Here is a 25,193-nt window from a genome sequence, read left to right as displayed (position 1 = left end):
GTCAGGCGGTGCGTCCGCGCTGGGTGCGGTAGCGGCGCACCAGCGCGTCGGTGGAGGTGTCGCTCTGATCGGGCGGCGCGGCATCGTCGGTGAGCACCGGCAACAGGGCCTTGGCTTGGGTCTTGCCCAGTTCGACTCCCCACTGGTCGAACGAGTCGATGCCCCAGATGACGCCCTCGGTGAAGACCTGATGCTCGTAGAGCGCGATGAGCTGGCCGATGACCGACGGGGTCAGCTTGGTGGCCAGGATCGAGGTGGTCGGCCGGTTGCCCGGCATCACCTTGTGTGCGACGACGTCGGCGTCGGTACCTTCGGCCGCGATTTCCTCGGCGGTCTTGCCGAATGCCAGGACCTGGGTCTGGGCGAAGAAGTTGCTCATCAACAGGTCGTGCATGCTGCCCGTGCCGTCGGCGGTCGGCAGATCGTCGGTGGGCTCGCAGAACCCGATGAAGTCTGCCGGGATCAGCCGGGTGCCCTGGTGCAGCAACTGGTAGAAGGCGTGCTGGCCGTTGGTTCCCGGTTCGCCCCAATAGATCTCACCGGTATCGGTGCTGACCGGGGTGCCGTCGGCGCGCACCGACTTGCCGTTGGACTCCATCGTCAGCTGCTGCAGGTAGGCGGCGAACCGGGATAGATCGTTGGAGTAGGGCAGCACCGCACGCGACTGCGCGCCGAAGAAATTGTTGTACCAAAGCCCGATCAGCCCGAGCATCACCGGCGCGTTCTCGGTCAGTGGTGCGGTGCGGAAGTGCTCGTCGACCAGATGGAACCCGGCCAGGAACTCGGCGAAGCGTTCCCGGCCGATCACCGCCATCACGCTGAGCCCGATGGCGCTGTCCACCGAATAGCGCCCGCCGACCCAGTCCCAGAAACCGAACATGTTGGCGGTGTCGATGCCGAACTCGTCGACCAGCTTCTTGTTGGTGGAGACCGCCACGAAGTGCTTGGCGACGGCGTCCTCGCCGAGTGACTCGATGAGCCAGCGCCGCGCCGCGGTGGCGTTGGTCAGCGTCTCCAGTGTGGAGAACGTCTTGGAGGCGATGACGAAAAGCGTTGTGGCCGGGTCGAGACCGTCGAGCTTGGCGACCAGGTCGGCGGGGTCGACGTTGGAGACGAACCGCGCCGAGATACCGGCATCGGCGTAGTGGCGCAGCGCCTCGTACACCATCACCGGGCCCAGATCCGAGCCGCCGATCCCGATGTTGACCACGCAGGTGATGCGCTCACCGGTGGCCCCGGTCCACTGTCCGGAACGCAACCGGTCACAGAAGTCACCCATCGCGTCGAGCACCTCGTGCACATCGGCGACGACGTCCTGACCGTCCACCTCCAACACCGCATCCCGGGGCAGCCGCAGCGCGGTGTGCAGCACCGCACGGTCCTCGGAGGTGTTGATGTGCGCGCCGGCGAACATCGCGGCACGCCGGCCCTCCAGGTCGGCCGCGACGGCCAGATCGGCCAGCAGATCCAGGGTTTCGCGTGTCACCCGGTGCTTGCTGTAGTCGATGTACAGATCACCCACGGTCAGCGTGAGCTCGGTGCCGCGGCGCGGGTCCTGCGCGAACAGCTCCCGCAGAGTTTGCCCGGCGATCGAGTCGTGGTGGCGTGACAAGGCCTGCCAAGCGGGGGACGCGGTGATGTCAGCACTCATTCTGCTGACCTTAGTGCGGCAACCGTTTCGAGGGTGTACATGATGGATGTATGAGCATCGAAGACTTGATCGCGTCCGTGCCCACCGGCCTGTGGATCGGCGGTGAAGAGCGGGGTTCGGCGTCATCCCAGACGTTCGATGTGCTCAATCCGGCGACCGACGAGGTGATCACCTCGGTGGCCGACGCGACCCCCGCGGACGGCATCGCCGCGCTGGACGCGGCGCAGGCAGCCCAGGCCGACTGGGCGGCCACCCCGGCGCGCGAGCGCGGGGAGATCCTGCGGGCGGTGTTCGAAACGCTCACCGCCCGAAGCGAAGATCTCGCCACCCTGATGACCCTGGAGATGGGCAAGGTGCTCGCCGAGAGCCGGGGCGAGGTCAAGTACGGCGCCGAGTTCTTCCGCTGGTTCTCCGAGGAGGCGGCACGCATCGACGGCCGTTACACGCACAGCCCGGCCGGCACCGGCCGCATCCTGGTGACCAAGATGCCGGTCGGTCCCTGCTACGCCATCACCCCGTGGAACTTCCCGCTGGCGATGGGCACCCGCAAGATCGGCCCGGCGCTCGCCGCCGGCTGCACCATGCTGGTCAAACCCGCCCAGGAAACCCCGCTGACCATGCTGCTGCTGGCCAAGCTGATCGACGAGGCCGGACTGCCCAAGGGGGTGCTCTCGGTGCTGCCGACCACCAAGCCCGGCGACCTGACCGGCGCGCTGATCGACGACGGCCGGCTGCGCAAGCTGACCTTCACCGGCTCCACCGGGGTGGGTAAGGCGCTGGTGAAGCAGTCCAGCGACAAACTGCTGCGCACCTCGATGGAACTCGGCGGCAACGCCCCGTTCGTGGTGTTCGACGACGCCGACGTCGACGCCGCGGTGGAGGGTGCGCTGCTGGCCAAGATGCGCAACGGTGGTGAGGCCTGCACCGCGGCCAACCGGTTCCACGTCGCCAACGCGGTCCGCGAGGAGTTCACCGGCAAGCTGGTGAAGCGGATGAGCGAATACACCCTGGGCAACGGGCTGGAGGAGTCCTCGACGCTGGGTCCGCTGATCTCGGCCAAGCAACTCGGCATCGTCGCCGACCTGGTCTCCGATGCGGTGTCGCGGGGCGCCGAGGTGGCCGTCGGTGGTGTGGCGCCGGGCGGGCCCGGGCATTTCTACCCGGCCACCGTGCTGGCCGATGTGCCCGCCGACGCCCGCATCCTCAAGGAGGAGGTGTTCGGACCGGTCGCGCCGATCACCGGGTTCGACACCGAGGAGGAGGGCATCGCCGCGGCCAACGACACCACCTACGGCCTGGCGTCCTACATCTACACCCAGTCGCTGGACCGGGCGCTGCGGGTCGCCGAGGCCGTCGAGGCCGGCATGGTCGGGGTGAACCGGGGCGTCATCTCCGATGCGGCCGCGCCGTTCGGCGGGATCAAGGAGTCCGGGTTCGGTCGCGAGGGCGGGTCGGAAGGCATCGAGGAGTACCTGGAGACCAAGTACATCGCGTTCACGCCCTAGTCCCACCGCGATTTCGGCGCGCTGACGTTCGCTTAGCGAACGTCAGCGCGCCGAAATCACAGGTAGTGGTCTAGTGGCCGAGGCGGCCGCGGCCGAGGCGGAGCAGCAGCATGGCCAGGTCTTTCCCCTCGGGGCCGAGCTCGCTGTAGCGCTCGATGACCTTCATCTCCCGGCTGTGCACCAGTTTCGTGCCGCCGGAGGCCATCCGGGCCTTGCCGATGATGCGGGACACCTCGGTGCGGCGCTTCACGGCGGCCAGGATCGCAGCGTCCAACTCGTCGATCTCCAGGCGGAGGTCGTCGATGTTGGCGGCGGGCTCGTCAAGCACGATCCGAGTGTGCCACCCGACGCAGATTCGGTGCAAAGCCGGGTCACGGGCATGTCACCGTTCGACGGTAGATTCGACACCGAAATGACATCTCTTTTCCAGCCCGCCCAGCCCGCTCAGCAGTCCGTGGGCACCACCACCGTCGACGACCTGCTGGAAGGGCTCAACCCGCAGCAGCGTCAGGCCGTCCTGCACGAAGGGTCCCCGCTGCTCATCGTGGCCGGCGCCGGATCCGGCAAGACCGCGGTGCTCACCCGGCGCATCGCCTACCTGCTGGCCGCCCGCGATGTCGGCGTCGGCCAGGTGCTGGCGATCACCTTCACCAACAAGGCCGCCGCCGAGATGCGGGAGCGGGTGGTCCAGATCGTGGGCCCCAAGGCCCGCAACATGTGGGTGTCCACATTCCACTCCACCTGCGTGCGGATCCTGCGCAATCAGGCCTCCCTGCTGCCGGGGTTGAACTCCAACTTCTCCATCTACGACGCCGACGACTCCCGGCGACTGCTGATGATGATCGCCAAGGACATGGGCCTGGACACCAAGCGGTATTCGCCGCGGTTGCTGGCCAACGGCATCTCCAATCTGAAGAACGAACTCATCGACCCGGACCGGGCGCTGTCCGATCTGACCGACAGCTCCGACGACATGTCCAAGACCGTGGCCTCGGTGTACGGCGAGTACCAGCGCCGCTTGCGGGCGGCGAACGCACTGGACTTCGACGACCTGATCGGCGAGACAGTCGCTGTGCTGCAGGCTTTTCCGCAGATCGCCCAGTACTACCGGCGGCGCTTCCGGCACATTCTGGTCGACGAATACCAGGACACCAACCACGCCCAGTACATGCTGGTCCGCGAGCTGGTCGGCCACGCCGACCCCGATGATCCGGCCGCGGTGCCGCCGTCGGAGCTGTGCGTGGTGGGCGACGCCGACCAGTCGATCTACGCCTTCCGCGGCGCGACCATCCGCAACATCGAGGACTTCGAGCGCGACTACCCGGACGCCACCACCATCCTGCTGGAACAGAACTACCGCTCCACGCAGACCATCCTGAACGCCGCCAACGCGGTCATCTCCCGCAACACCGGCCGCCGCGAGAAGCGGCTGTGGACAGACTCCGGGGAGGGCGAGCTGATCGTCGGCTACGTCGCCGACAACGAACACGACGAGGCCCGCTTCGTGGCCGAAGAGATCGACTCGCTGGCCGATAAAGGCGAGATCAACTACTCCGACGTGGCGGTGTTCTACCGCACCAACAATTCGTCGCGGGCGCTGGAAGAGGTGTTCATCCGCGCCGGCATCCCGTACAAGGTCGTCGGCGGCGTGCGCTTCTACGAGCGCAAGGAGATTCGCGACATCGTCGCCTACCTGCGGGTGCTGGACAACCCCGGGGACGCGGTGAGTATGCGCCGCATCCTGAACACCCCGCGCCGCGGCATCGGGGACCGGGCCGAGGCCTGCGTCGCGGTCTACGCCGAGAACACCGGCGCCACCTTCAACGATGCCCTGCAGGCCGCCGCTGAAGGGCGGGTGCCGATGCTGAACACCCGCTCGGAGAAGGCGATCGCCTCCTTCACCCAACTGCTCGACAGCTTGCGCGCTCGCCTCGACGGTGAACTCGGCGACCTCGTCGAAGCCGTGCTGGACCGCACCGGATACCGGCGTGAGCTCGAATCCTCCACCGACCCGCAGGATCTGGCCCGGCTCGACAACCTCAACGAACTGGTCAGCGTCGCCCACGAATTCAGCACCGACCTGGCCAACGCCCAGGCGTTGCGGGAGGAGGGCGGCGACCCGCAGGACGAGGACATTCCGGACACCGGGGTGCTTGCCCAGTTCCTGGAGCGGGTGTCGCTGGTCGCCGACGCCGACGGGATCCCCGAGCACGAGTCGGGCGTGGTCACCATGATGACCCTGCACACCGCCAAGGGCCTGGAGTTCCCGGTGGTTTTCGTGACCGGCTGGGAGGACGGCATGTTCCCGCACATGCGGGCACTGGGAGATCCGACCGAACTGTCCGAGGAGCGGCGGCTGGCCTACGTGGGGATCACCCGGGCCCGGCAGCGGCTGTACCTCAGCCGCGCCAAGGTGCGCTCGTCCTGGGGACAGCCGATGCTCAACCCGGAGTCACGCTTCCTGCGCGAGATACCCGAGGACCTGATCAACTGGCGCCGGGTGGAGACACCGTCGTCCTCGCTGAGCGCCCCGGTCAGCACCGGGCGGTTCAGCGACAACGTGCGGCCGGCGCCGACGAAGGCCCGCAACCGCGCGATCATCACGCTGGAACCCGGGGACCGGGTCACCCACGACAAGTACGGGCTCGGCCGCGTCGAGGAAGTGTCCGGGGTCGGGGAGTCGGCGATGTCGCTGATCGACTTCGGCAGCGCCGGACGGGTCAAGCTGATGCACAACCACGCCCCGGTGCAGAAACTCTGAGTCCGGCGGGCCGGAGCGCAGCGACCGGGGAATCTGGCTAGCCGCGGCGGGCCCACTCGCGGGTCTGCGGCAGCAGGGTGGCCACGATCGCGGCGACCGGCAGCGCAGGCAAGGCATAGACCACCGGGTGCAGCTTGGCCCCGGCCAGGAACAGGCTGCCGAAAATGAGCAGTCCGATGGTGGCGCCCACACAGATCAGCAGGCGGCCGAACTGCCGCTGCAGCAGCAGCGCGATCAGGCCGCCGATCCCGGCCGCCGCGGCGATGGCGGTGAGGAAGCCGATGGCGACGCAGAACAGCCGATCGGTGCGCCACCAACCGGCGATCAGATCGGTGGCGATGACGGCGGTGGCCCAACCGGACAGGATGCTCAGGGTGGCGGCAGCGATCGCGGTGCCCGGCCCGGCGGCCCGCCGCGGGGGCACGGCGAGGGGCGTGGGACGCGGGATGTAGGCCGTCGGCTCGGGTGTGTCCGGCAGGGCGGCGTCGACCGCAGGGAACGAACCGGTCGGCTGCCGGCGGATGATGCGGGTGGCATCGGGTGACGGATCCGGATTCACATCACCCAAGGTAGTGAATCGACCGACGCCCGCTGTTCTAACCGACGTAGCTGCCGGGGGACAGCCCGCGCTGCGCCAGCCACGGCACCGGATCGATCCGGTTGGAGCCGTTCATCAACACCTCGAAGTGCAAGTGCGGGCCGGTCGAGTTACCGCGGTTGCCCATGGTGGCGATCTGATCGCCGGCCATCACCCGCTGGCCCTTGCTGACCAGCCAGGTGTTGATGTGGCCGTAGAGCGTGACGGTGCCGTCCGAGTGACGCAGTTTCACCAGGGCGCCGTACCCGGCGGTCGGGCCCACCTCGATGACGACGCCGTCGCTGGCGGCCAGGATCGGGGTGCCGATCGGGCCGGCGACGTCGATGCCGCCGTGCAGCACGCCCCAGCGGTAACCGAACCCGGAGGTCCAGACACCCTTGGTCGGCATCGCGAACAGCGGCCGCGCCAGGCGCGCCTCGCGCTCGGCCCGCTCCTGGGCGAACGCGGCGGCCTTGGTGATCTCTTCGGCGTGCACGGCCGAGGAGGAAACCGGCTGCACCGCGACGATCTGCATGCCCTCGGCCGAGCCGCTGATCGCGGCGCCGTTGACGAGTGCGTTGTCCGCCGCGAGCACGGTGTCCGGGGCGGGAGTGGTGTTCGAGTTGCTCAGCGAGTACGCGCCGGAGGCGGTCGCGCCGGCGGCCATCGCCGCGATCATCAGCCGGCTCTTCGCCGCGCCGACGGTCTGCTTGCGGTGTGCGCCACCGGCCCGGTGCGCGCGCATGTCGATCACATCGGTCAGCGCGGTGCCGTCGCTGAGGTCGGTGTGGCTGTCCCGGTAGGCGCGCGAAGAGACGCCGTGGGCATCGGACTCGGCGTCGGCCTGGAATTCGGTGGGAATGACCAGTCGCAGCGGCACCAGATCATCGGTGTCGTGGAGGTCGTCGAGTTCGGGGGCGGCGATCACGCGCTGCTCTTTGTCGAACGCGGAACTGTCCCGGAAGTCCAGCTCATCGAGGTCGCCGAACTCGTTGAACGGAATGATGTCGGTGACTTCGGCCGGGGACGGGTCGGGGCGCCGGGTCGTCGCTGCTCCCCTGCGGGATCGGGACGAACTGTGCTCAGCCAACCTGGAATATCCTTCGTGCCGTGACCTGACCGTTATCAAGACCAGTAGGCACGTTAACCAAATCCCAATGTTGGTGGCAACTCAAGCGGCCATTCCCGCTCGTATTGTGACTTGTATCACCCGACGGTCCCGGTGAGATGTACCACATGAGAGGTGGGCGATGCGGGCGCCTGCCACCGGGGTGGATACAGTGCCACCCGAGCCAGTTGCGGCCACCGAGCCCGTCCGGCGCACACTCTGAAGTCAATTCGGAACATCAGAAGTCAGTAGACAGACACGCCATTTAGGAAACTCATGGATCTGTTCGAATATCAGGCGAAAGAGCTGTTCGCCAAGCACAACGTCCCCACCACCCCCGGCCGGGTCACCGACTCCGCCGAGGACGCCAAGGCGATCGCCGAGGAAATCGGCAAGCCGGTGATGGTGAAGGCACAGGTCAAGGTCGGCGGCCGGGGTAAGGCCGGTGGCGTCAAGTACGCCGCGACCCCCGAGGATGCGTTCACCCACGCGCAGAACATCCTCGGCCTGGACATCAAGGGCCACGTGGTGAAGAAGCTGCTGGTCGCCGAGGCCAGTGACATCGCCGAGGAGTACTACATCTCCTTCCTGCTCGACCGCTCCAACCGCACCTACCTGGCCATGTGCTCGGTCGAGGGCGGCATGGAGATCGAAGAGGTCGCCGCGACCAAGCCGGAGCGCCTCGCCAAGGTGCCCGTCGACGCCGTCAAGGGTGTCGATCTGGCGTTCGCCCGTGAGATCGCCGAGAAGGGCCACCTGCCCGCCGAGGTGCTCGACGCCGCCGCCGTCACCATCCAGAAGCTGTGGGAGGTGTTCATCGGCGAGGACGCCACCCTGGTCGAGGTCAATCCGCTGGTGCGCACCCCGGACGACCAGATCCTGGCCCTGGACGGCAAGGTCACCCTGGACGCCAACGCCGACTTCCGTCAGCCCGGCCACGCCGAGTTCGAGGACCGCGACGCCACCGATCCTCTTGAGCTCAAGGCCAAGGAGAACGACCTCAACTACGTCAAGCTCGACGGCGAGGTGGGCATCATCGGTAACGGTGCCGGCCTGGTCATGTCGACGCTGGACGTCGTCGCCTACGCCGGTGAGAAGCACGGCGGCGTGAAGCCCGCCAACTTCCTGGACATCGGTGGTGGCGCCTCGGCCGAGGTGATGGCCAACGGTCTGGACGTCATCCTGGGCGACAGCCAGGTCAAGAGCGTGTTCGTGAACGTGTTCGGCGGCATCACCGCGTGTGACGCGGTCGCCAACGGCATCGTCAAGGCGCTGGAGATCCTGGGCGACGAGGCCAACAAGCCGCTCGTCGTGCGCCTGGACGGCAACAACGTCGAAGAGGGCCGCCGCATCCTGGCCGAGGCCAACCATCCCCTGGTGATCCAGGCCGAAACCATGGACTCCGGCGCCGACAAGGCCGCCGAGCTGGCCAACAAGTAAAGGAGAACTTGATATGTCGATCTTTTTGAACAAGGACTCCAAGGTCATCGTCCAGGGCATCACCGGCGGCGAGGGCACCAAGCACACCAAGCTGATGCTCAAGGCCGGCACCCAGATCGTGGGCGGCGTGAACGCGCGCAAGGCGGGCACCACCGTCAAGCACGAAGATAAAGAAGGCAACGAGATCGAGCTGCCGGTGTTCGGCAGCGTGGCCGAGGCCATGAAGGAGACCGGCGCCGACGTGTCGATCGCGTTCGTGCCGCCGGCGTTCTCCAAGGACGCCATCATCGAGGCCATCGACGCCGAGATCCCGCTGCTGGTCGTCATCACCGAGGGCATCCCGGTGCAGGACAGTGCCTACGCGTGGGCCTACAACGTCGAAAAGGGCGAGAAGACCCGCATCATCGGGCCCAACTGCCCCGGCATCATCACCCCCGGTGAGTCGCTGGTCGGCATCACGCCGAACAACATCACCGGCAAGGGCCCGATCGGACTGGTCTCCAAGTCCGGCACCCTGACCTACCAGATGATGTACGAGCTGCGCGATCTCGGCTTCTCCACCGCCATCGGTATCGGCGGCGACCCGGTCATCGGCACCACCCACATCGACGCCATCGAGGCGTTCGAGAAGGATCCCGAGACCAAGCTGATCGTGATGATCGGTGAGATCGGCGGCGACGCCGAGGAGAAGGCCGCCGCCTACATCCAGGCCAACGTCACCAAGCCGGTCGTCGGCTACGTGGCCGGTTTCACCGCTCCCGAGGGCAAGACGATGGGCCACGCCGGCGCCATCGTGTCCGACGGTGCGGGCACCGCCGCGGGCAAGCAGGAGGCCCTGGAGGCCGCCGGCGTGAAGGTCGGCAAGACCCCGTCGGAGACCGCCGCCAAGGCGCGCGAGCTGCTCGCAGGTCTGTAACAGCTGCACACCGGAAAGGCCCCCGCCACGTGCGGGGGCCTTTCTTGTTGTCGGGCCCGGGGTCAGAGGTGGGCGGCCAGGAAGCGCTCCACGGCCCGGTACATGTCGATGCTGTTGTCCGGGTTCAGGAAGCCGTGCCCCTCGTCCTCCTTGACCATGTACTCCACCTCGACACCGCGGGCGCGCAGCGCGGCGACCATGTTGTCGGATTCGGCCTGCACCACCCGGGAGTCGTTGGCGCCCTGCACCACCAGCAGCGGGGCGCGGATCTGGTCGACGCGGGTGATCGGGGAGCGGGCCAGCAGGTCGGCCTCCTGCTCCGGATCCGACGGGTCTCCGGCGTAGAGGTGCCAGTTGTTGGCCAGGAACCGGCGGCCGACATCGGGCAGTGTGCGCATGAAGTTGGGCAGGCTGGAGATCCCGACGTAGTCGATGGCCGCGGCGAACACGTCCGGAGTGAACGTCACGCCGACCAGTGCGGCATACCCGCCGTAGGAGCCACCGAAGATCGCCACCCGGTCCCGGTCGGCGTAGCCCTGCTTGACCGCCCAGTCCACCGAGTCGATCAGATCGTCGTGCATCTTGCCGGCGAGCTCACCGATGGCGGCCTGGGTGAACGCCGTGCCGTAGCCGGTGGAACCCCGAAAGTTGATCTGCAGCACCATGTATCCGCGATTGGCCAGCAGCTGTACCTCGGGCTGGTAGGTCCAGATGTCACGGGCCCACGGGCCGCCGTGCACCAGCAGCACCATGGGCAGATTCTCCGGCGGGACGCCGACCGGCAGGGTCAGGTACCCGTGCAGGTCCAGACCGTCGCGGGAGGTGACGGTGACCGGTGTCATCGGGGCCAGCGCGGCGGGATCCAGGTGCGGGTAGGGCCGGAACAGCAGCCGGCTCTCTCCGGTCACCCGGTCGTAGAAGTAGGTGGCGTGGGGATCGCGGTCATGGCTGAAGCTGACGACCCAGCGCTGTCCGCTGTCATCGCAGGAGATACCGGCGAGATCCCCGTCGGACAGTCCGGTGAGCGCCGTCAGCACCTCGGCGAAGTCCTCGTCGAGGGCGTGGATCACCTGGCGCTCACCGTAATAGCGGGCACCGATCAGGTCCCCGGTCTGGGTGCTGAGGATGAACGGTGACGGCAGCATGATCTGCGCGCCGAGGTCGTACTCCGGGTGGCTGTCGACGATGGTCTCCTCGCCGGTGCCCACGTCGAGGCGGGCCAGTCGCAGGCGGTCGCTGCCCTGGTAGGAGCCCAGCCAGATCCCGGTGCCGTCGGGGGACACCGCGAGCGGGTAGATGCCCAGCGGGTAGTCCCGGCCCGGATAGACCCGGATGGTGCGCAGGCTCTGGGTCCCCGAAACCCATTGCGCTATCTCGATATCGCCGTCGGCGGTCAGAGTGTTGGTGAACAGGTCCCCGCTCGGACCGCTGATCCAGGCGATGACGGTGCCCGGGTTCTCGGCGAGCAGGGTCAGTTCTCCGGTGGCGATGTCGAGTTCGAAGGCGTCGACCAGTTCCGGGTTGCGTGCATTGTGTTGCACGACGGCCTTGCCCGGCCGGGTCTTCAGCAGTTCGAAGGAGGCGCGGGCCCGGGGGAACGGGGTGAGGTCCACCGCGGACCCGTCCGGGTCGTCGGGATCCACCCGGTAGACGTGCCAGTGCTCGTCGCCGCCGTTGTCCTGCATGTAGAGCAGCCACCGCGAATCATGGGTCCAGCTGAAGATGTGGACGCTGCGGGTCTCGTCGGCGGTGACGCAGCGGGGCTCGGCGTCCCCGGCCAGGTCCTGCACCCAGATGTTCAGGCGGTTACGCCACGGCGCCAGATAGGCGATCCGGGTGCCGTCCGGGGAGATCTGGGCCCCGGCCCGTTCCGGTGGATTGAAGAAGTCTTCGACGGGGATGATCGGCGGGCGTTGCGAGGTGACGGTCACGAGGTCCTTCCGGTCGGTGTCACTTAGTGACAACTACACCGTGTCACTAAGTGACAGAACCGTCAAGCTGGGTTATCGCGATCAGCGGTCGCGGAAGCGCAGCACCTGCCGTAGAAGTGGATCGGTCAGGTCGTACCAGGATGACCGCCGATCGGCGCAGTCCTTGTGGGAGGTGACCCAGTGCGACTCGCCGAGGCGGCCGAGCACGGCAGCCGCGGCCTGGTTGGAGACTCCCACCGCGGCAGCGAGATCGGACACGGTCCGCGGTGCGCCGGCGCGGGCCAACTCGACGATCAGGCGCTGTTCGCTCGGCGGCAACTCCCACAGGCGCGCCTGATGCAACGGGGCGAGCCGGTCGAGGACCGCCTCGACCGCGGGCGTGACGGCCCGCAACATCGGGATATCGGCGATGTCGGCCAGCATCTGCCAGACCCGCGGGGATCCACCCAGGGCTGTGTGGATATCGGCGATTCGCGCTGCCCCCTCGGACGTTTCGGCGAACGCCGCCAGCGCCGGTGCGCGGTGGGCGAGGAGTTCTGCGACCTCCGGCACGGTCAGGTCGGTCAGTGTCTCGACCATGAACGATCCGTACCAGGGGAAATCCCTCGAGGTCACTCCCGCGAAGAGCGCGGGCGCGGTGGCGAAAATGGTGATGGCGGTCGAGGTCTCGACCCACGCGCGCAGGCTGCCCTGTCCGTCGCGGCCCAACCGGTGGAAGACGCGGTCGAGGTTCTCGAGCGCGAGCAGCAGCATGCGGCCGGCTGCGGCGGACATGATCGCCTGCTCGATGCCGATCGCATCACGGTCATGGCGCATCGACCGGGCCGCATCGGCCGTGTCACCGCCGATCGCCCGGGCGATCTCCACCAGCAGGTCCAGATAGCCGCCGATGGCCAGGGTGTCTTCCGGGATCAGTACCGGCAGAGTGCGTTCCGCGGTCTGGGGATCGGCGAGGCTACGGTGCACGACCAGCCGCAACGTGTGCGTCTTGCCCGCACCCCGCGGTCCGATCAGCATCGTGTGCGGGCGTGCGCCGTCGCGGGCGGCGCCGGCGATCCGGGTGGTCAGCGTATCGAGTAGATCCGCCCGCCCCACGGTGTGCGCTTCGAGCTCGGCGGGATCGGCTGTCGCGGGGGAGTACACCGGGTGGGTCATGTCGTCACCGCCGGATCGCGCGCCACGCACGCTGGACGAGTGCCGAGGCGAAGCGGTCCCGGTCACCGGTACGGACCAGATAGTGGTCGAGTTCGAGTCGTTCGATGAACGACACCAGTTCGTCCCGCTCGCCGATCGGTATGCCGGTGCTGCGCACCTGCGCGAGAACCTCATCGACATCCAGTGGGGCGGGGGCGTGGGCGTAGATGTCGAGCAGTTTGGCGATGACGGGGGCGTCATCGCCGTAATAGTGCGCCAGGCGGTCCCGGTAGTGCCGAAGGTCCCAGGGGTCGGTGGGGTCTTCGATGGCGGCGGTCACCAGATCGGGAACCTCTGCAGGAGAAAGGATTCGGCGACCACCGCGGTACATTGCCAGCGAGGCGGCCACCAGATGCTGGATGTAGTAGGGGACGTTCTCGCCCGCCTCGGCCACCGCGGGTGCCAGGTGGTGCGCCGTCTCGGCGCTCAGCCCGCCGCCGAAGAGCAGGCACTCGGCAAGGTAGGCCGCATGGTCGGCGCGGATCGGGCCCACGGTGATCTTGCGGATGTCGTTGACGGTGCTCGGTGCATCGGGTGACACGTGGTGGAAACCGATCGATCCGGACAGCACCGTGGCCACCGCGGCGCCGTGCTCCTGGCGGAACCGGCGCAGTGTGTGCAGGAAGCTGTCGCCGGAACCGCGCTCCTGGCGCTCCAGATTGCGGGCGAGCACGGTCACCTCGTCGATGAACAGCACCACCTGTCTGTGGCCGGCCCGGTCGACCGCGCGTTCGAGGAGCTGATCGAGCGCGGCGGCCGCGCGTCCGTCGCGCTCCACCCGGACCGGTCCCGCCGTCAGGGTGACGCGCAGTCTGGACAGCTCCTGGGCCCAGGCGGGTTCGGCATTGGCGAGTTCGGCGGCGAGCGCGGCGACGAACTCCGCATAGGTCTCGCGCTCGGCGCTGGCGGCGATCACCACGGCGCCGAGGCGGCGGGCGTCGCGCTGCACGACCCGTGACAACGAGGTCTTGCCGTGTCGCCGGTCGCCGACCAGGACGGCCCCACTGCCGGGTAGTGAATCGATGACCGCCTCAGCGTCACGGATCCGCCCGACGACGTCATCGGGCTGCACGATCCCGCCGACGACCAGGGACATCGGGCGTATCGGCCAGCTCATCCGGCAATAATACGCTGAAAAAGTTGTACGACTCAGGAAGTGTACATATATCTAGTTGTACATCGAGGTTGTTGTGCAATGGGGCTGTGGGCGATCATGCGAGCGATCGGTTAGCCTGGCGAACTAACACCCTTCAGGAGGTCTCATGGTGGATCCGCGCACGCCGGTCATCGTCGGCGTCGGACAGTTCACCGAGCGCATCGACCTACCGGGCTACCGCGGTATGTCCTCGGTGGAACTGGCCACCGAGGCCGCCCGGGCGGCGCTCGCCGACACCGGTGCCGATGTCACCGCGGTTGCCGAGGCGATCGAGGTGTTCGCCGCGCTGCGGCAGTTCGAGATCAGCACGCCGTTCTCCGCGGCGCCCCTGGGATGCTCGGACAACTACCCGCGTTCGGTCGCGGCCCGCATCGGGGCCGACCCGGCCCGCGCGGTGCTCGAACCGCTCGGCGGGAGCGGCTCGCAGAAGGTGGTGACCGAATTCTCCGCCGCGATCGCCGCCGGGGACGCCGAGGTGGTGTTGGTGTTCGGCTCCGAGAACGGCTCGACGCTGCGCCATTTCGCCGGTCGGGACGACAAACCCGACCACTCCGAGCAGATCGGCGGGCAGCTCGAGGACCGCGGCTACGGGTTCGAGCAGTACATGGACGAGTACACCGCCACGCACGGGCTGACCGGCGCGCCGGTGCAGTACGGGCTGCTGGACAACGCCCGGCGGGCCGGGTTGGGCGCCACCGTCGCCGACTACCGAACCGCCATGGCCGAGTTGTTCGCACCGTTCTCCAAAGTCGCTGCCAAGAACCCGTTCTCGTCATCGCCGGTGGAACGCTCGGTTGACGAGCTGGTCACCGTCACGCCAGAGAACCGGATGATCTGTGACCCCTATCCGCGGCTGATGGTGGCCCGTGACCAGGTGAACCAGGGTGCGGCGGTGCTGATCATGTCGGTGGCCGCGGCCCGCCGGCTGGCGGTGCCCGAGCAGAACTGGGTGTACCTGCACGGCCACGCCGACCTGGTCGAACAGCCGCTGCTCGACCGCGAGCAGCTGGGCACCAGCGTGTCCGCGGAATATGCTGTGGCAGAAGCACTTCGGGTGGCCGGTATCGGGCTGGACGACGTATCCACCTTCGACCTGTACAGCTGCTTCCCGTTCCCGGTGTTCACCGTCTGTGACACCACCGGGCTGGCCACCGACGATCCCCGCGGCCTCACGCTGACCGGCGGGCTGCCGTTCTTCGGTGGGCCCGGCAACAGCTACTCGCTGCACGGCATCGCCGAGACCGTGCTGAGCATGCGGGACAATCCGGGCCGGTTCGGTCTGGTCGGCGCCAATGGTGGTGTGATGAGCAAGTATTCGGTCGGGGTGTACTCCACGCAGCCCGTCGAGTGGGCCGCCGACCGAAGTCGCGAGTTGCAGGCCCAGATCAATGAGCGGCCGAGGATCGCGGTCACCCGCCACCCCGAGGGGCGGGGCAGCATCGAGACGTACTCGGTGCGCTACGACTGGCCCGAGGTCACCGGCGTCATCATCGGCCGCCTCGACGCCGACGGCAGTCGCTTCATGGCGTTGACCACCGACGAGGACCTGCTCGCGCTGATGACCGACGGTGACCCGCTCGGCGCGGCGATCATCGTGACACCGGGCGAGCAGAAGAACCACGCGCGGCCGGCCTAGGCGTCAGCGCGGAGGAGGGGGCCCAGCCCGCCCGCCCGGCCCACTGGGCCGTCGCGGCGGAGGTGGGTTGGTGTCGACGTTCTTCGACTTGTCGGCCACGCCGATGGTGATCGCGATGTCGATGCCCGTCTGCGGGGTGCCGCCGGCCGACGCCAGCTGGGCGTTCCAGCCGTCACCGAAGACCATGTCCGAATCCAGGCTCAGCGCAGCGAGATTGCCGATGCTGGCGGCGTAACCGTCATCGAAGGCATACACCGCGGAGGCCACCTTTTCGGGTAGCGCGATCTGCGAGGTCAGTCGGGCCTGCGCGCCGGCGACCGCGGTCTCCAGCGAGTCGAACACCTCGAATGAAAATGCGGCCACCGGCCGGGATAGGTGGCCGGGAAGATGGTGCGGAAGGTGACCACGCCGTCCTGGCCGGCGACCTGCACGCCGCGCAGATAGTTCTGCTCGGTCGCGCCCTCGCTGTAGAGCGAATACCGGCCTTCCCGGTCGCACTGCCAGAGGTACAGCGCCATCCCGGCGCCGGGGACACCGCCCTCGGCCAGGTCCTGCAGGGTGATCGTCAATGTTGCGGGCACACCCTCGGCGACACCGCGCAACGAGCCGAAGCTGGGGGTGATGTCACTGCGCACCACACCGGATTCGATCAGCACGTTGGGGCCGTTGGAACCGTCGCCGGGGTAGGGGCCCATGGTTTCCTGCGGAGCCGCCGGGGCAGCCGGTGCCGCGGCGGACGTGTTCGTGCCGCACGCGGCCACCGCCGACAGCCCGGCCACCGCGCCGAACCCCAGCAGGATCCGCCGCCGCGACATCACCGAGACGTCGTAGCCGAATCCGCGGTCGTGTTCTTCGGTCATGTCCTCATCGTGGACCGCCGAGGTGGTATGACCGTGGGTGCCGGATGAGAACCAGCTATGAGATTCAGACCAGCTGGGTCAGCTTGCCCGCCAGCCGCTCCACGTAGGCGGCGACCTCGGCCTCGGGCTTGTCCGGCAGCCCGAACAACACCTCGGTGACGCCGAGATCCCGCCAGTGGGCCAGCTTTTCGGCGTCGGGCTTGAAATCCAGTGCCACGATCTGCGGAGCCCCGTCGCGGCCGGCGGCGGCCCAGGTGTCCTGCAACAGCTTCACCGGCTCGTCGATGTCGAAGTCCCGTGGGGTGGTGATCCAGCCGTCGGCGGACTTCGCGATCCACTTGAAGTTCTTCTCGGTGCCCGCCGCGCCGACCAGCACCGGGATGTGTGCCTGCACCGGCTTGGGCCAGGCCCAGGATGGCCCGAAGTTCACGAACTCGCCGTCGTAGGACGCCTCCTCCTGCGTCCACAGGGCCCGCATGGCCTCCAGATACTCGCGCAGCATGGTGCGCCGGCGGCCCGGCGGCACCTTGTGGTCGGCCAATTCGTCGGTGTTCCAACCGAATCCGACACCGAGGCTGACCCGCCCGCCGGACAGGTGGTCCAGGGTGGCGATGGACTTGGCCAGGGTGATCGGGTCGTGCTCCACGGGCAGGGCGACGGCGGTCGACAACCGCACCCGCGAGGTCACCGCGCAGGCGGTGCCCAGGCTGACCCACGGATCCAGGGTGCGCATGTAGCGGTCGTCGGGCAGCGACTCGTCCCCGGTGGTCGGGTGCGCGGCCTCCCGCTTGATCGGGATGTGGGTGTGCTCGGGCACGTAGAAGGTGGTGAAACCGTGGTCGTCGGCCAGCTTGGCCGCCGACGCCGGAGCGATACCGCGGTCACTGGTGAAAAGTACGAGCCCGTAGTCCATGATCAGAATTAGAACGTGTTCTAGTCCGTCGCACAAGGGTGCGCCGTCAAGCCGTTCGGTTCAGCCGGATCGATATTGGTGACTTCGGGTGCGGGAGTTGATGCGATGGCAGCCATGACGACCGAACGCATCGCCGAGCAGATCAAGTTCGCCTACTGGGTGCCCAACGTCAGCGGTGGCCTGGTGACCAGCGATATCGAGCAGCGCACCGACTGGAACTATGAGTACAACAAGAAACTGGCGCAGACCGCGGAGAACAACGGGTTCGAGTACGCGCTGTCCCAGGTGCGGTACGAGGCCAGCTACGGCGCGGAGTTCCAGCACGAGTCGACGAGCTTCAGCCTGGCGTTGTTGCTGGCCACCGAGCGCCTCAAGGTGATCGCCGCGGTGCACCCGGGACTGTGGCAGCCCGCGGTGCTGGCCAAACTCGGCGCCACCGCCGATCACCTGAGCAGCGGCCGGTTCGCGGTCAACGTGGTGTCGGGCTGGTTCAAGGACGAGTTCACCCACCTCGGCGAACCGTGGCTGGAGCACGATGAGCGCTACCGGCGCAGTGCGGAGTTCCTGCAGGTGCTGCGCAAGATCTGGACCGAGGACGAGGTGGACTTCCGCGGCGACTTCTACCGCATCCACGACTTCACCCTCAAGCCCAAACCGGTCAACATCGCCGACCGCCCCAACCCGGAGCTGTTCCAGGGTGGCAACTCCACCGCCGCGCGACGCAACGGCGGCCTCTACGCCGACTGGTACTTCTCCAACGGGAAGGACTTCGACGGCATCACCGAGCAGCTGGTGGAGGTGCGCGATCACGCCCGCACGGTGAACCGGGAGGTCAAGGTCGGGCTCAACGGCTTCATCATCGCCCGCGATACCGAGAAGGAAGCCCGCGAGACGCTGCGGGAGATTGTCGCCAAGGCCAACAAGCCCGCCGTCGAGGGATTCCGGGACGCCGTGCAGCAGGCCGGGAACTCGACCGGGGACAAGAAGGGCATGTGGGCGGATTCGTCCTTCGAGGACCTCGTCCAGTACAACGACGGATTCCGTACCCAGCTGATCGGAACTCCCGAGCAGATCGCCGAGCGAATCGCGGCCTACCGCAAACGCGGCGTCGACCTCATACTGGGCGGCTTCCTCCACTTCCAGGAAGAAATCGAGCACTTCGGGCAAAAGGTGCTGCCCTTGGTCCGCGAAATCGAGGCCTCCGAACAGACCCGCGCCGACGCTGCGGTGCTCGTATCGGCCTGAACCGTGATGCCCCGGGTTGCGCTAGCGTGGTTTGAAATCGCTCACACAGGAGAGTCATGACCTACCCGCCCGGTAATCCCGGATATCCGCCTGCCCAGCAGGGCAACCAGTACGCGCCGACCCAGCAGTACGGCAAGGTCGGCGAGCCGCAGGAAGGTTCAGCAGGTTCATCGGCGGGCCCGAGCAAGCTCCCGCTGTACCTGACCGGCGTGGTCGCGGCGCTCGGTCTGGCGACCTACGCCTTCAACTTCGGCCCGATGCTGACCATCAGCAACTCGGACTTCCCGCAGTTCGGCAGCGCCAGCGGCAGCACCCCGGGCCTCGGCCTGGCGGTTGCGGCCTCGGTGCTGGCCGCGCTGCTGGCCGCTGTCGGCCTGCTGCCCAAGCAGAAGCCGGCCACCGGATTGGTGGCGGTCGTCTCGACGCTGTCCTTCCTCCTGGTGCTGGCCGAGGTCATCAACGCCCCGGCCGGGTTGTCCATCGGCTGGGGGCTGTACCTGATCATCGCCACCACGGTGCTGCAGGCCGGGGTCGCCATCGCGGCGCTGCTGTTCGACGCCGGTGTGCTCAGTGCGCCGACGCCCAAGCCGCGCTACGAGCAGCCCTACGGCCAGTACGGCGCCCCGTACTACGGTCAGCCGGGCCAGCAGTACGGCGCGCCCACGCAGCAGCCGCAGCGTCCCGGGTATCCGTCGCAGTACGGCGGCTACCAGGGTGGCCAGAACACCGGTGGTTTCCCGTCCGCGGGCCAGAGCGGCGGGCACAGCGCGCCCGAGGGCCATCGGGCCCAGGGGCCCCACGAAGGGCACAACGGGCCGCCGACCCCGCCCACCGGCTTCCCGGCCTTCGGTCAGCCATCCAGGGCGGGCGAAGCGACGGGGTACGGCCAGGGTTCGGGAGCGCCCACCACCGGGCTTCCGACCCAGCCGCCGTCCTCGGCGACACCGCCTGAGTCTTCGCCGCAGTCCGGCACCAGCTCGTCGTAGTCTGGGCGTCGCGCATCCGGACGTCGGATGCGCAGACGCGCGCGAGGAGCGACCCAGCAAGTGGTGGACAACCGGTCAGTCGGCAGCCGTCAGGCCCGAGACCTGCTCAGGGTCGCGTTCGGGCCGTCGGTTGTCGCGCTGGGCGTGATCGCGGCGGTGACGCTGATCCAGCTGCTCATCGCCAACAGCGATATGACCGGCGCGTTCGGGGCGATCGCCAGTATGTGGCTGGGCGTGCACCAGGTGCCGGTCTCCATCGGCGGCCGCGAGCTCGGCGTCATGCCGCTGCTGCCGGTGCTGCTGATGGTGTGGGGCACCGCGCGCACCACCGCGGCCGCGGCGGCGCGCTCCTCCTGGTTCGTCATCCGCTGGGTGGTGGCCTCGGCGCTGGGCGGCCCGCTGCTGATCGCGGCCATCGCGCTGGCCGTCATCCACGACGCGTCCTCGGTGATCACCGAACTGCAGACCCCGGACGCCTCCCGGGCATTCGCCGGGGTGCTGGCGGTGCACGCCATCGGCGCGCTGATCGGGGTGGCGATGACGGGCCGCTTGCTGACCCTGCCCTGGATACCGCGCTGGCTGCCCGACGCGCTGCGCGCCGCGGCGACCGGGGTGCTCGCGCTGCTCGGGCTGTCCGGGGTGGTGGCCGCCGGGTCGATCATCGTGCACTGGGGCACCATGCACGAACTCTTCGGCATCACCGACTCGATGTTCGGCCAGTTCAGCCTCGCCCTACTGTCGGTGCTCTACATCCCGAATGTCCTGGTCGGGACGGCCGCCGTGGCGGTCGGGTCCAGCGCGCACATCGGGCTGGCCAATTTCAGTTCCTTCACCGTGCTGGGCGGGGACATCCCGGCGGTGCCGGTGCTCGCCGCGGCTCCCACCCCGCCGCTCGGGCCGATCTGGGTGGCGCTGCTGATCGTCGCGGCGGTCTCCGCGGTGGCGCTGGGCCAGCAATGTGCGCGCCGCCCCGAACCGCTGCCGATCGCCGCCGCGAAGCTGACCGTCGCCGCCGCACTGTCCGCGGTCACCATGGCACTGCTGGGCTACGCCGGTGGTGGGCGACTCGGCAACTTCGGTGACGTCGGCGTCGACCAGACCACCTTCGGGCCGGCGGTGTTCGTGTGGTTCCTGTCCATCGGTGGGCTGACGGTGGCGATGGCGGGCGGATTGGTGCGCAGGCCGAAGCCGGTCAAGCCGGTGCCGGTACCCGGACCGGAGGGCGACGCGGACGAGGACGCCATCACCGACGTCGTCGATCTGGAACCGCCCGCCGACACCATCGTCCTGGGCGATCCCTCGGTGTTCGACGACCCGGTGTTCGACGACCCGGTGTTCGACTCGCCGGACGAGCCGACGCCGCCCGCGCCGGTGGTCTTCCCCGACGACGCCGGGTTCGATGCCAGGTTCGATTCTGAGTTCGATCCGGAGGAGCACTTCATGGTCGACGGCGACATCGGGGACACGACCGCCCAAAGACGGCCCGAACAGGACGACTAGGCTGCTGCGAGTGCAGCAGCAACCAGTCCGAGTGCCGGCGACCGTGCCGGCCCGACTGGTGGTACTGGCTTCCGGTACCGGATCGCTGCTGGCGTCGGTGCTGGAATCGGCCGTCGGGGACTACCCGGCCCGCGTCGTGGCCGTCGGCACCGACCGCGCCTGCCCGGCCCTGGACGTCGCCGTGTCGGCAGCGCTCCCGTCGTTCCGGGTGCGCCTGGCCGACCACCCGGACCGCGCGGCCTGGGATGTCGCGCTCACCGAGGCGGTCGCCGCGCACGAACCCGACCTGATCGTCAGCGCCGGGTTCATGAGGCTGCTCGGCCCCGAGTTCCTGGGCCGCTTCCACGGGCGGGTGGTGAACACCCACCCGGCCCTGCTGCCGGCCTTCCCCGGGGCGCGGGCGGTTCCCGATGCGCTCGACTACGGAGTGCGCGTCACCGGATGCACCGTGCACCTGGTCGACGCCGGCGTGGACACCGGCCCGATTCTGGCGCAGGAGGCGGTGGCGGTGCGCGACGATGACACCGCAGAGACATTGCACGAACGCATCAAGGTCGTCGAACGACGGCTGCTGGTGGACGTGCTGGCCGCGCTGGCCACGCGCGGTGTGACCTGGACCGGACGAAAAGCGATGTTCGGATGTTGAGGAGAGACAGCAATGAGTGACCAGCGGCCGATCAGGCGTGCGTTGATCAGTGTGTACGACAAGACCGGGCTCGAAGACCTCGCCCGTGGTCTGCACGAGGCGGGCGTGAGCATCGTCTCCACCGGTTCGACCGCGAAAACCATTGCTGCCACCGGTGTCCCGGTGACCCCGGTGGAGGACGTCACCGGCTTCCCGGAGGTGCTCGACGGCCGGGTCAAGACGCTGCACCCCAAGGTGCACGCCGGCGTGCTCGCCGACCTGCGCAAGCCCGAACACGAAGCCGCGCTGGCCGATCTGGGCATCGAGCCGTTCGAGCTGGTGGTGGTGAACCTCTACCCGTTCAGCGAGACGGTGTCCTCCGGCGCCGGACCCGACGAGTGCGTCGAGCAGATCGACATCGGCGGCCCGTCGATGGTGCGCGCGGCCGCCAAGAACCATCCGAGCGTGGCCGTCGTCGTCGACCCGGTCGGCTATGACGGTGTGCTGGCCGCGGTGCGTGCCGGCGGTTTCACCCTCGCCGAGCGGAAGAAGCTGGCGGCGTTGGCCTTCCAGCACACCGCCGAGTACGACGTGGCGGTCGCGGGCTGGATGGTTTCGGTGCTCTCGCCCGAGGAGCAGGACACCGGCCTGCCGCGCTGGGTCGGCTCGGCGTCACGGCGGACCGCCGTGCTGCGCTACGGCGAGAATCCGCATCAGCGGGCCGCGCTGTACCGCGACGACACCGGCTGGCCGGGCCTGGCGCACGCTGAGCAGTTGCACGGCAAGGAAATGTCCTACAACAACTACACCGATGCCGATGCGGCCTGGCGGGCCGCGTTCGACCATGAGCAGACCTGTGTGGCGATCATCAAGCACGCCAACCCGTGCGGTATCGCGGTGTCCACGGTGTCGGTGGCCGATGCGCACGCCAAGGCACACGCCTGTGATCCGTTGTCGGCCTTCGGTGGAGTGATCGCCACCAACACCACCGTCAGCGTGGAGATGGCCGAGACGGTGGCCGACATCTTCACCGAGGTGATCGTGGCGCCCGCGTACGAGCCCGGTGCCGTGGAGGCGCTGTCGAAGAAGAAGAACATCCGCATCCTGGTGGCGGCCGAACCGCAGGAGGCCGGCATGGAGTTCCGCCAGATCAGCGGCGGCCTGCTGGTCCAGCAGCGCGATGCGCTCGACGCCGACGGCGATGATCCGAACAACTGGACGCTGGCGACCGGCGAGCCCGCCGACCCGGCGACGCTGGCGGATCTGGTCTTCGCCTGGCGGGCCTGCCGCGCAGTGAAATCCAACGCCATCGTGGTGGCCGCCGACGGCGCCACGGTCGGCGTCGGTATGGGCCAGGTCAACCGCGTCGACGCGGCGCGGCTGGCGGTCGAGCGCGGCGGGGACCGGGTGCAGGGCGCGGTGGCCGCCTCGGATGCGTTCTTCCCGTTCCCGGACGGCCTGCAGACCCTGACCAACGCCGGGGTGAAGGCCATCGTGCATCCGGGCGGATCGGTGCGCGACGACGAGGTGACCGCCGCTGCCGCGGCTGCCGGTATCAGCTTGTACCTCACCGGTGCACGGCATTTCGCGCACTGATGACCAGCTACCAGGACGCGCCGCTGCACAAGTTCGGCGCCTACTCCACGGTGGGCATCGGCGGGCCCGGCGATATCGTCATGGTCGCCGGACAATTGGGTAACGACGCCGACGGCGCGTTCTCACCCGATGGCGTCGAACAGGTCAAGGCCGCCTACGACAACATCGGGGTGGCGTTGGAGGCCGTCGGGCTGGGCTTCGCCGACGTCATCGGTTTCCGCACCTATGTCGTAGGGCGCGAGACGATCCCGGAGTTCGTGGCCGGCCGTGACGCGAGGTTCGGTGAGCTCTACCCGTCCGGGGTGTACCCGCCCAACACCCTGCTGATCGTCAGCGGGCTGGTGGCCGAGGACGCCCGGGTCGAGATCGAGGCGCTGGCGGTCCGTCCGGCCCGCTGAACACTCAGGCGCTGGCCCGGTAGGGCACCTCCGGCACTGGTCTCCGGGGTGGGTGGGGCTGGTCAGTCCATGGTGGGGATCACGAAATGGTCGGTGCTCTCCTTGAGCCCCGACGGCCAGCGCTGGGTCACGGTCTCGGTTTTCGTGTAGAAGCGGATGGAGTCTGGTCCGTGCTGGTTGAGATCGCCGAACCCAGAGCGTTTCCAGCCGTGCGCGCTCCCGTCATGGCAGGACGACGATCTTGCCGCGGAGGTGCCCGGCATTGCTGATGTGGAGGGCAGCAGCGGTCTCCTCCAGCGGGAACGCACGCCAGATGGGGACGATGAGCGTTCCCTTCTCGATGAGCGGGACGATCTCGCGCAGTGCAGGGCCCCGTTCGTCACCGGTTCCGCCGGCGAAGACTTGAATTCCGGTGTCGGCGGCATCGAACGCGACCAGGGTCAGCACCCGCTCGGGGCCCCCGGCAAGTTCGATGGACAGCGGGATCTCGCCACGGCCGGACGCGTCCAGGACGGCGTCCACCCCGTGGGGCGCCATGCCGCGGACACGTTCGAGAAGTCCGTCGCCGTAGCTGACGGGCTCGGCACCGATTGATTCCAGGTAGTCGAAGTTGCGTTCGCTGGCCGTACCGATCACCCGTGCTCCCCGCGCGACTGCGAGTTGAACTGCGAACGTGCCTACCCCGCCGGCCGCGGCGTGGACGAGCAGCGTCTCGCCTCGGCGAACTCGGAGCCGGTTGAGTACCGACCATGCGGTACCGCCGGCACCGGCCACGCTGCCGGCCACTTCCCAGCTGACCTCGGCAGGTTTCATGACCAGGTTGGCCGAATCTGCCAGTGCGTACTCGGATATCGCGGGTGTCAGTGAACTACCCAGGACCTCATCACCCACCTGGAATGATTCGACGCCGGTGCCGACTTGCTCGACGATCCCGGCCAGATCCGACCCGAGCCCGGCGGGCAAGGTGAGTGGCATGACCTCCTGCATGAAACCTTGCAGGATCTTCGAGTCGATGGGGTTGACGCCGGCTGCCCGTACCGCGACGCGCACCTGCCCGGGGCCGGGGTTCGGCACCGGGGCGTCGACCACACGGAGCACATCGGGACCGCCGTATTCGTGAAACTGGACTGTTCGTGCCATCGGGTCATCTCCAATTTGTCTGGCTTGAGGGTGCTTTGCATGTGCTGTGGCGATC

20 protein-coding genes and 1 pseudogene are annotated in these 25,193 nt (G+C 68.2%); 11 read left to right on the top strand and 10 right to left on the bottom strand.

The annotated features are described in order from the left end of the window. Position 1: 1 nt before the first annotated feature. Positions 2-1,651, bottom strand: coding sequence for a glucose-6-phosphate isomerase (gene pgi, locus K0O62_RS23715; RefSeq protein ID WP_220045475.1), 1,650 nt, complete (start codon positions 1,649-1,651; stop codon positions 2-4). Positions 1,652-1,701: 50 nt separating this feature from the next. Between pgi and K0O62_RS23710 the strand changes: the two genes are divergently transcribed. Next, on the top strand, positions 1,702-3,156 hold the full coding sequence (locus K0O62_RS23710; protein WP_073858936.1) for an NAD-dependent succinate-semialdehyde dehydrogenase: 1,455 nt from the start codon (positions 1,702-1,704) through the stop codon (positions 3,154-3,156). Between the two features lie 70 nt (positions 3,157-3,226). Here K0O62_RS23710 and K0O62_RS23705 read toward each other — a convergent pair whose 3' ends face one another. Continuing rightward, entirely contained in the window at positions 3,227-3,484 is a 258-nt protein-coding gene (locus K0O62_RS23705; protein WP_234800265.1) for a chorismate mutase, read from the bottom strand. 84 nt (positions 3,485-3,568) lie between these two features. Here K0O62_RS23705 and pcrA point away from each other — a divergent pair, with 84 nt between their 5' ends. Next, positions 3,569-5,917, top strand: coding sequence for a DNA helicase PcrA (gene pcrA / locus K0O62_RS23700; RefSeq protein WP_073858955.1), 2,349 nt, complete (start codon positions 3,569-3,571; stop codon positions 5,915-5,917). Positions 5,918-5,954: 37 nt separating this feature from the next. On the opposite strand, the gene K0O62_RS23695 is transcribed toward pcrA, so the two are convergent. Further along, a complete protein-coding gene (locus K0O62_RS23695) occupies positions 5,955-6,476 on the bottom strand; it encodes a hypothetical protein (protein ID WP_097933893.1) in 522 nt (173 codons plus the stop codon). A 37-nt stretch (positions 6,477-6,513) separates the two neighbouring features. Beyond that, positions 6,514-7,584: a M23 family metallopeptidase gene (locus K0O62_RS23690; protein ID WP_073858934.1), complete on the bottom strand. Its 1,071-nt coding sequence runs from the start codon at positions 7,582-7,584 to the stop codon at positions 6,514-6,516. 294 nt (positions 7,585-7,878) lie between these two features. On the opposite strand from K0O62_RS23690, the gene sucC reads away from it, so the two are divergent. Then, on the top strand, positions 7,879-9,042 hold the full coding sequence (gene sucC / locus K0O62_RS23685; RefSeq protein ID WP_073858933.1) for an ADP-forming succinate--CoA ligase subunit beta: 1,164 nt from the start codon (positions 7,879-7,881) through the stop codon (positions 9,040-9,042). 13 nt (positions 9,043-9,055) lie between these two features. Beyond that, positions 9,056-9,958: a succinate--CoA ligase subunit alpha gene (gene sucD, locus K0O62_RS23680; RefSeq protein ID WP_073858932.1), complete on the top strand. Its 903-nt coding sequence runs from the start codon at positions 9,056-9,058 to the stop codon at positions 9,956-9,958. A gap of 62 nt (positions 9,959-10,020) precedes the next feature. On the opposite strand, the gene K0O62_RS23675 is transcribed toward sucD, so the two are convergent. The 3 genes from K0O62_RS23675 to K0O62_RS23665 form a co-directional block, all read right to left on the bottom strand. After that, positions 10,021-11,889, bottom strand: a complete 1,869-nt coding sequence (locus tag K0O62_RS23675; protein WP_205870744.1) for a S9 family peptidase — start codon at positions 11,887-11,889, stop codon at positions 10,021-10,023. 81 nt (positions 11,890-11,970) lie between these two features. Further along, positions 11,971-13,044 (bottom strand): MarR family transcriptional regulator, encoded by a 1,074-nt coding sequence (locus K0O62_RS23670; RefSeq protein ID WP_073858953.1) that lies wholly within the window; start codon positions 13,042-13,044, stop codon positions 11,971-11,973. A gap of 4 nt (positions 13,045-13,048) precedes the next feature. Further along, positions 13,049-14,200 carry an AAA family ATPase gene (locus K0O62_RS23665; RefSeq protein WP_234800264.1) on the bottom strand — a complete coding sequence of 384 codons (1,152 nt, stop codon included), beginning with the start codon at positions 14,198-14,200 and terminating at the stop codon, positions 13,049-13,051. Positions 14,201-14,345: 145 nt separating this feature from the next. On the opposite strand from K0O62_RS23665, the gene K0O62_RS23660 reads away from it, so the two are divergent. Continuing rightward, a complete protein-coding gene (locus tag K0O62_RS23660; RefSeq protein ID WP_073858930.1) occupies positions 14,346-15,875 on the top strand; it encodes an acetyl-CoA acetyltransferase in 1,530 nt (509 codons plus the stop codon). Between the two features lie 3 nt (positions 15,876-15,878). Here the strand turns inward: K0O62_RS23660 and K0O62_RS23655 are convergent. Beyond that, positions 15,879-16,735: pseudogene (locus K0O62_RS23655) on the bottom strand (dioxygenase family protein). A gap of 64 nt (positions 16,736-16,799) precedes the next feature. Beyond that, entirely contained in the window at positions 16,800-17,648 is an 849-nt protein-coding gene (locus tag K0O62_RS23650) for an LLM class F420-dependent oxidoreductase (protein ID WP_073858929.1), read from the bottom strand. 114 nt (positions 17,649-17,762) lie between these two features. Between K0O62_RS23650 and sfnG the strand changes: the two genes are divergently transcribed. The 6 genes from sfnG (at position 17,763) to K0O62_RS23620 (ending at position 23,998) form a co-directional block, all read left to right on the top strand. After that, positions 17,763-18,893, top strand: a complete 1,131-nt coding sequence (sfnG, locus tag K0O62_RS23645) for a dimethylsulfone monooxygenase SfnG (protein ID WP_073858952.1) — start codon at positions 17,763-17,765, stop codon at positions 18,891-18,893. 56 nt (positions 18,894-18,949) lie between these two features. Then, complete coding sequence (locus tag K0O62_RS23640; protein ID WP_073858928.1) at positions 18,950-19,879, top strand: DUF5336 domain-containing protein; 930 nt, start codon at positions 18,950-18,952, stop codon at positions 19,877-19,879. Positions 19,880-19,942: 63 nt separating this feature from the next. Further along, positions 19,943-21,379 (top strand): cell division protein PerM, encoded by a 1,437-nt coding sequence (locus tag K0O62_RS23635; protein ID WP_073858951.1) that lies wholly within the window; start codon positions 19,943-19,945, stop codon positions 21,377-21,379. Positions 21,380-21,389: 10 nt separating this feature from the next. Continuing rightward, complete coding sequence (gene purN / locus K0O62_RS23630) at positions 21,390-22,025, top strand: phosphoribosylglycinamide formyltransferase (RefSeq protein ID WP_073858927.1); 636 nt, start codon at positions 21,390-21,392, stop codon at positions 22,023-22,025. 12 nt (positions 22,026-22,037) lie between these two features. Continuing rightward, positions 22,038-23,600 (top strand): bifunctional phosphoribosylaminoimidazolecarboxamide formyltransferase/IMP cyclohydrolase, encoded by a 1,563-nt coding sequence (gene purH, locus K0O62_RS23625; protein ID WP_073858926.1) that lies wholly within the window; start codon positions 22,038-22,040, stop codon positions 23,598-23,600. Beyond that, the gene (locus K0O62_RS23620; RefSeq protein WP_073858925.1) at positions 23,600-23,998 is read left to right on the top strand and encodes a RidA family protein; all 399 of its coding nucleotides are present in this window, start codon (positions 23,600-23,602) and stop codon (positions 23,996-23,998) included. Before purH ends, K0O62_RS23620 begins: the two co-directional genes overlap by 1 nt. Positions 23,999-24,220: 222 nt before the next feature. On the opposite strand, the gene K0O62_RS23615 is transcribed toward K0O62_RS23620, so the two are convergent. Next, positions 24,221-25,138 (bottom strand): NADP-dependent oxidoreductase, encoded by a 918-nt coding sequence (locus K0O62_RS23615; RefSeq protein ID WP_073858923.1) that lies wholly within the window; start codon positions 25,136-25,138, stop codon positions 24,221-24,223. Between the last annotated feature and the right edge of the window lie 55 nt (positions 25,139-25,193).

The organism is Mycolicibacterium diernhoferi, from assembly GCF_019456655.1.
Classification (GTDB): Bacteria; Actinomycetota; Actinomycetes; order Mycobacteriales; family Mycobacteriaceae; genus Mycobacterium; species Mycobacterium diernhoferi.
The sequence above is the reverse complement of the archived record's forward strand: the minus strand, read 5'-3'. Positions and strand labels throughout refer to the sequence as shown.